At 64.1% G+C, this 6838-nt stretch carries 6 protein-coding genes; 5 read left to right on the top strand and 1 reads right to left on the bottom strand.

Annotated elements, in window-relative coordinates:
• The first annotated feature begins 146 nt into the window (after positions 1-146).
• From NKJ06_RS14320 to NKJ06_RS14305, 4 genes are all read left to right on the top strand, one after another.
• On the top strand, positions 147-1310 hold the full coding sequence (locus NKJ06_RS14320) for an ABC transporter permease (RefSeq protein ID WP_352629362.1): 1164 nt from the start codon (positions 147-149) through the stop codon (positions 1308-1310).
• On the top strand, positions 1307-2245 hold the full coding sequence (locus NKJ06_RS14315) for an ABC transporter ATP-binding protein (protein WP_352629356.1): 939 nt from the start codon (positions 1307-1309) through the stop codon (positions 2243-2245). The genes NKJ06_RS14320 and NKJ06_RS14315 overlap by 4 nt, the downstream gene beginning before the upstream one ends.
• Positions 2242-2991, top strand: coding sequence for an ABC transporter permease (locus tag NKJ06_RS14310; RefSeq protein WP_352629353.1), 750 nt, complete (start codon positions 2242-2244; stop codon positions 2989-2991). The genes NKJ06_RS14315 and NKJ06_RS14310 overlap by 4 nt, the downstream gene beginning before the upstream one ends.
• 240 nt (positions 2992-3231) lie before the next feature.
• Entirely contained in the window at positions 3232-5373 is a 2142-nt protein-coding gene (locus NKJ06_RS14305) for a sodium-translocating pyrophosphatase (RefSeq protein WP_352629351.1), read from the top strand.
• A 292-nt stretch (positions 5374-5665) separates the two neighbouring features.
• Here NKJ06_RS14305 and NKJ06_RS14300 read toward each other — a convergent pair whose 3' ends face one another.
• The gene (locus tag NKJ06_RS14300) at positions 5666-6181 is read right to left on the bottom strand and encodes an outer membrane protein assembly factor BamE (protein ID WP_352629349.1); all 516 of its coding nucleotides are present in this window, start codon (positions 6179-6181) and stop codon (positions 5666-5668) included.
• 114 nt (positions 6182-6295) lie between these two features.
• Between NKJ06_RS14300 and NKJ06_RS14295 the strand changes: the two genes are divergently transcribed.
• Positions 6296-6838 carry a ubiquinol-cytochrome C chaperone family protein gene (locus NKJ06_RS14295; RefSeq protein WP_352629348.1) on the top strand — a complete coding sequence of 181 codons (543 nt, stop codon included), beginning with the start codon at positions 6296-6298 and terminating at the stop codon, positions 6836-6838.

Below are 6838 nucleotides of genomic sequence, written 5' to 3'. Positions count from 1 at the left end.
GAACGGGTTTTTGAAGTAGTCCAGCGCCTAGCTCATAGTGACACCGGTGCAAGGCACCTCCCTCTGGAAGCTGCTGATCTCCCCCGCCAGGGGGGAGATCGGATGTCGCGTCGGTTTTCGCCAATCGCTCTTCAAGAGGGGCAGTCATGAACCCGCGCTTCGACAAGCTCGGCGTGGTCATTGCCGCGATATCAGCCTACGCGGCTTTTGCCGCGCCCTTTGCCACGTTCCGCGCCAACCGCATCGTCCCCGGCCAGGCGCGCTCGATTCTCGAGGCACTGCCGCCGACGACCGGGGCGCTGCTGCTTGCCATCATCGTCGCCTCGGCACTTGTCGCGCTGTTCAAGACACCGCTTGTGCTGCGCCTTGCCGCCAGCGTGGTGGCGCTTGCCGCGCTCGCTCTGCTGATCGGCGTCGCCGGTACTTTTCTCACCCCGGCGGGCAATACCTTTGCGAGAATTTCGCCGGCCTCCGGTTTCTGGATCCTCATCTTTGCTTTCACGCTTTTGCTCGCCGATGTGCTGACACGGCTGAACCTGTCGCCATTGGCACGGGTTGGCGTGCTCGCGGTCGCGGCTTTGGCGATCGGGCTGCTGTTGATTTCGGGAAGCTGGGACAATCTGTCGATCCTCAAGGAATACGCCAACCGTGCCGACAGTTTCTGGGCCGAAGGCTCCAAGCACGTGACGCTGGCGCTCGGTTCGCTGGCTGCCGCGGCGGTCGTCGGCCTGCCGCTCGGCATTCTCTGCCATCGCGTCGAAAAGCTGCGCGACGGCGTACTCAATGTGCTCAACATCATCCAGACCATTCCCTCGATCGCGCTGTTCGGCCTGCTGATCGCGCCGCTCGGCTGGGTTGCCACGCATGTGCCGGGAGCTGCCGCGCTCGGCATTCGCGGCATCGGCACGGCGCCCGCGTTCGTCGCGCTGTTCCTCTATTCGTTGCTGCCGGTTGTGGCCAACACCGTGGTCGGTCTCGCTGGCGTGCCGCGGGCCGCCAACGACGCGGCGCGCGGCATGGGCATGACCGACCGACAGCGCCTGTTCGGCGTCGAGTTTCCGCTGGCCTTTCCTGTCATCCTCACCGGCATCCGCATCGTTCTGGTGCAGAACATCGGCCTCGCCACCATTGCCGCGCTTATCGGCGGCGGTGGTTTTGGCGTGTTCGTCTTCCAGGGCGTCGGCCAGACGGCGATGGACCTTGTGTTGCTCGGCGCCGTGCCGACGGTCGCTCTCGCCTTCGCCGCCGCCATCATCCTCGACGCGGTGATCGAAATGACTGCCACCAAGCGCAGGGTTGAAACGGCATGATCGAGATCGAAGGCATTACCAAGCGCTATGACACGACAACGGTGGTCGATGACGTTTCGATGGTCATCGAGCCACGCACCATCGCCGTCATCGTCGGCACCTCCGGTTCCGGCAAGACGACGCTGCTGCGCATGATCAACCGGCTGGTCGAACCGACGTCGGGCATCATCAAGCTCGACGGCGCCGACAATCGTTCGCTGCCTGGCTACGAACTGCGCCGCAGCATCGGCTACGCCATCCAGGGCCACGGCCTGTTTCCGCATCGCACGGTGGCGCAGAATATCGCCACCGTGCCGGTGCTGCTCGGCTGGGACAAGGCCCGCATCAAGGCCCGCGTCGACGAACTGATGACACTCTATCAGCTCGATCCCGAATCCTTCGGGCCGCGCTACCCGCACGAACTGTCCGGCGGCCAGCAACAGCGCGTCGGCGTTGCCCGCGCGCTAGCCGCCGAGCCCAACGTGCTGTTAATGGACGAGCCGTTCGGCGCGCTCGACCCGATCATCCGCACCAAGGCGCAGGAGGATCTGCTGGCGATCCAGAAGCGCTTCGGCACCACCATCATCCTCGTCACCCACGACATGGAAGAGGCCGTGCACATGGGCGACAAGATCGCGGTCATGGATGCCGGCAAGCTTGTGCAATACGCCAAGCCCGCCGAGATCCTGGCGAGGCCGGCAAGCGCCTTTGTCGAGACCCTGGTCGGCGCCAGCGAGCGGCCGTTCCGGCTGCTGTCCCTCGGCCGCGTGCGCGATGCCGTTGAGAAGGGCACCGCCGAAGGCGAAGCGATCCCCAGCGACGCCAGCCAGCGCGATGCGCTGGCTGAATTGTTGTGGTCGGGCCGGCCGGCGCTGCCGGTCACAGGCGCCGACGGCAAGCCGCTTGGCCGCGTCACGGTCGACGGTCTGGTGAAACGCGCGGCGAGGCCGGCATGAAGGCCTGGCTTCCATCGCTGCTCAGGCTTGCCTTGGTAGTGCTGCTCGTTGCCTTCGTCACCAATCCCGGCTGGTTCGAGCCGCTGCTGAAGCCGCTGACAGAGAACAATGCGCCGGTGATCTACAACCAGGGCAGCCTGCTGACGCTGACATTGCTGCATTTGCGCACTGTCCTGATCGCCACCGTGGCCGCGACCATCGTCGCTGTGGCGCTTGCCATTCTGGTCACAAGGCCGGCCGGCGCCGAATTCCTGCCGTTGTCGCGCAGCCTGGTCAACATCGGCCAGACCTTTCCACCGGTGGCGGTGCTGGCACTCGCCGTGCCGGCGGTCGGCTTCGGTGAGAAGCCGACGCTGATCGCCCTGTTTCTCTACGGCCTGCTGCCGATTTTCGAGAATGCGCTGACCGGCCTGACGACGCTGCCGGCCAATGTGGTCGAGGCGGCGCGCGGTGCCGGCATGACCGGTTGGCAAAGGCTCACCAAGGTCGAACTGCCGCTCAGCGCTCCGATCATTCTCGGCGGCATCAGGCTGTCGGTGGTGATCAGCCTTGCCACCGCCACCATCGGCTCGACGGTGGCCGCCAGGACGCTCGGCGAAGTGATCATCGCCGGGCTGTTGTCCAATAACCTCGCCTTCATCCTGCAGGGCGGCCTGATCGTGGCGGCCCTTGCCGTGCTGATCTATGACGGCCTGTCGGCGATCGAGCGCTACACGGCACGACGCATGGGCCGGGAGGCAGAGTAGCCGCGTCCCGCGTCAGGGCCAATTTCAATCGATCTAATAGGAGGGTGCTGACGGCAGGTCATCGCTTGGCCCAAACCATTTGGGCGAAAGCCGGGCAAAAACCGAACAATATCTTGACGTTCGCAGCCCTGTTTCGCATACACCGCTGCGAAGAGGCGGATTCCGTGCACGGAATCCGGTCTTTGTCTCAACGGCCCAGGGAGGGGTTCTTTTGGGCCATCAATCGAGGAAAATCCGGCAATGACAATTATTTCCGCCGTCATCGCCTGCGGCCTGCTTTCAATCCTTTACGCCATCTGGGCGACACGTTCGGTCCTTGCGGCCGATCAGGGCAATGCACGCATGCAGGAAATCTCCGCGGCCATCCGCGAGGGCGCACAAGCCTATCTGGCGCGTCAGTACACCACCATCGCCATCGTTGGCGTCGTCGTCCTCGTGCTCGCCTGGTGGTTGCTGTCCATCACCGCCGCGGTCGGCTTCCTGATCGGTGCCGTGCTTTCGGGTGCCGCCGGCTTCATCGGCATGCATGTCTCCGTTCGCGCCAACGTTCGCACGGCGCAGGCCGCATCAAACAGCCTCGCCGCCGGCCTCGACATCGCGTTCAAGTCGGGCGCTATCACCGGCATGCTGGTTGCTGGCCTGGCCTTGCTCGGCGTGTCGATCTACTACCTTGTCCTCACCCAATTCTTGGGCCTTCAGCCCAATGACCGCATCGTCATCGACTCGCTGGTCTCGCTCGGCTTTGGCGCATCGCTGATCTCGATCTTCGCCCGTCTCGGCGGTGGCATCTTCACCAAGGGCGCCGATGTCGGCGGCGATCTCGTCGGCAAGGTCGAAGCCGGTATTCCGGAAGATGATCCGCGCAACCCGGCCACCATCGCCGACAATGTCGGCGACAATGTCGGCGACTGCGCCGGCATGGCCGCCGACCTGTTCGAAACCTATGCGGTGACGGTCGTCGCCACCATGGTTCTCGCCGCCATCTTCTTCGGCGGCACCGCCGTTCTCGGTGCGGCGATGCTCTATCCGCTCGCCATCTGCGGCGCCTGCATCCTGACCTCGATCGTCGGCACCTTCTTCGTCAAGCTCGGCTCGAACGGCTCGATCATGGGCGCGCTCTACAAGGGCCTGATCGTCACCGGCCTGTTGTCCATCGTTGGCCTCGGCGTCGCGACTTCGGTCACGTTGGGCTGGGGTGAGGTCGGCACGGTCGCCGGCATGGTCATCACCGGCAAGAACCTGTTCATCTGCGGCCTGATCGGCCTCGTGGTGACCGGTCTCATCGTCGTGATCACCGAGTATTACACCGGCACCAACAAGCGCCCGGTGAACTCCATCGCCCAGGCGTCGGTCACTGGTCACGGCACCAACGTCATCCAGGGCCTTGCGGTCTCGCTGGAATCGACGGCACTTCCGGCGATCGTCATCGTCGGCGGCATCATCTCGACCTATCAGCTCGCCGGCCTCTTCGGCACGGCGATCGCCGTCACGACGATGCTCGGCCTTGCCGGCATGATCGTTGCGCTCGACGCCTTCGGCCCGGTCACCGACAATGCCGGCGGCATTGCCGAAATGGCCGGCCTGCCCAAGGAAGTGCGCCACTCCACCGACGCGCTCGACGCGGTCGGCAACACCACCAAGGCGGTGACCAAGGGCTACGCCATCGGTTCGGCCGGCCTCGGCGCACTGGTGTTGTTTGCCGCCTACTCTAACGACCTGAAGTTCTTTGCCGCCAATGGCGACAAATATCCCTACTTCCAAGGCATGGGTGAGATCTCCTTCGATCTCTCCAACCCCTACGTCGTCGCCGGCCTGATCTTCGGCGGCCTGATCCCCTATCTCTTCGGCGGCATCGCCATGACGGCCGTCGGCCGTGCGGCGGGCGCCATCGTCGAGGAGGTGCGCAAGCAGTTCCGCGAGGATCCGGGCATCATGGCCGGCACCTCCAAGCCGAACTACGCCCGCGCGGTCGACCTTCTGACCAAGGCGGCAATCCGCGAGATGATCATCCCGTCGCTGCTGCCGGTGCTGGCGCCGCTCGTCGTCTATTTCGGCGTGCTGTTGATCTCGGGCTCGAAGGCGTCCGCCTTTGCGGCGCTGGGCGCTTCGCTGCTCGGCGTCATCGTCAACGGCCTGTTCGTCGCCATCTCGATGACCTCGGGCGGTGGCGCCTGGGACAACGCCAAGAAGTCCTTCGAAGACGGCTTTGTCGACAAGGACGGCGTCAAGCACCGCAAGGGTTCCGAAGCGCACAAGGCCTCGGTGACCGGCGACACGGTCGGCGATCCCTACAAGGACACCGCTGGTCCGGCCGTCAACCCGGCGATCAAGATCACCAACATCGTGGCTCTCCTGCTGCTGGCCGTGCTCGCGCACGGCTGATCGGGGAGCATTGCTCGAAACAAAACCCGCGGGAGCGATCCCGCGGGTTTTTTGTTGAACGATAGCGACGTCGATCCTTGAGCGCTTCTCTCTTGCCGGCCCTAGCCACGTTTGCGGTAGCGCAAGCGTCCAAGCCTGGCCAGCGTTTCGGCTGTCGGCCACCCCAATGACTGGCAAGCGCACCATGGCATCGCCTTGGGCGTGGCCACAACAAAAACCCGCAGGATCGCTCCCGCGGGTTTTTGGTCGCCTGAGATGGTGCTGCCCTCCTCGAGGGGAAGGCGGTCTGAGATCAGGGAGTGCCGCCGCCGGGAATGCCGGGGGCCAGCTTGCTGGCGCCGTTGATGATCTGGCTGAGGAAGTTCTGGTCCTTGCCGCCGGTCGGTGTGGTGCGCGAGACGAAGTCGAACATCTTGCCGTCCTTCAAGCCGTAATTGGCGATCTGGGTGACGCGACCGTCGGCACCGAAATAGACCGCCAGCACCTTCTGGTCGATGAGCCTCGGCTTGTCGAAGGCGACGTAGCGTTTGCGCGTCTGCGAAATGTAGTAGAACGCCTCATTGTCGAAGGTCGCCGTCGTCGATGGCGTGCCGAGCGCCAGCAGCACCTGCTCGCGGCTGGAGCCGACAGGCACCGAATCGATTGCCTGCTGGTCGATGACATACCCCTGCGTCAGCGTCTCGCTCGGGCTGAGGTCACCGATCATCTTGTTGGTGTGGCAGGCGGATAGCGCCGAAATGATAACCAGCAGCGAGATCGCGCTGGCGGGCCTGGAAGAGAAGGTCGACTTGAAATTCAGCGCGCGCAACAACAACTCCATTAGCTGGCCGCAACTTGCGCTGGGCCGCGAAACCGGTAAACCAGCTTGCTTGCCGATGCAACAAGGCCACTTCAACAAACGGTCCCCAGGAGACCATCCCCAATGTTCCAGCGCATTTTTGGCCGCGAACGCCACGCCAACCGCGCTATCACCGAGGCGCTTTACGCACAAATCGTGGCGGCGGCGCGGCAGACGGTGTTTTATTCCCATTGGAATGTGCCGGACACGCCGCTTGGCCGTTTCGAGATGCTGTCGCTGCACATGTTCCTGTTCCAGCACCGGTTGCGTGGTGAGGACGGTGTGGCGCGAGAGGTTGCTCAGGTGCTGATCGACGAATTCTTCCTCGACGTCGACCATTCGCTGCGGGAATTGGGCGTTGGCGATGTCGGCGTACCCAAACGCATGAAGAAGCTGGCAAAGATGTTTTATGGCCGAACCGCCGCCTATGACGATGCCCTGGAAAGAAATGACCGCGACGGGCTCACCGCGGCCCTTGCCCGCAATGTCCGGCCCGACGCCGGCGCCTGGCCGGAAGCATCGCTGCTGGCCGCGTATGTCACCGACGCTTGCAGTCAGTTGGCCGCGCAACCATCCGAATCGATTGTCGCCGGCACGCTGGCGTTTCCCATCGCCAAGGGAGGTTGA

It is taken from the genome of Mesorhizobium sp. M0293 (assembly GCF_040321735.1).
GTDB lineage: Bacteria > Pseudomonadota > Alphaproteobacteria > Rhizobiales > Rhizobiaceae > Mesorhizobium.
The sequence above is the reverse complement of the archived record's forward strand: the minus strand, read 5'-3'. Positions and strand labels throughout refer to the sequence as shown.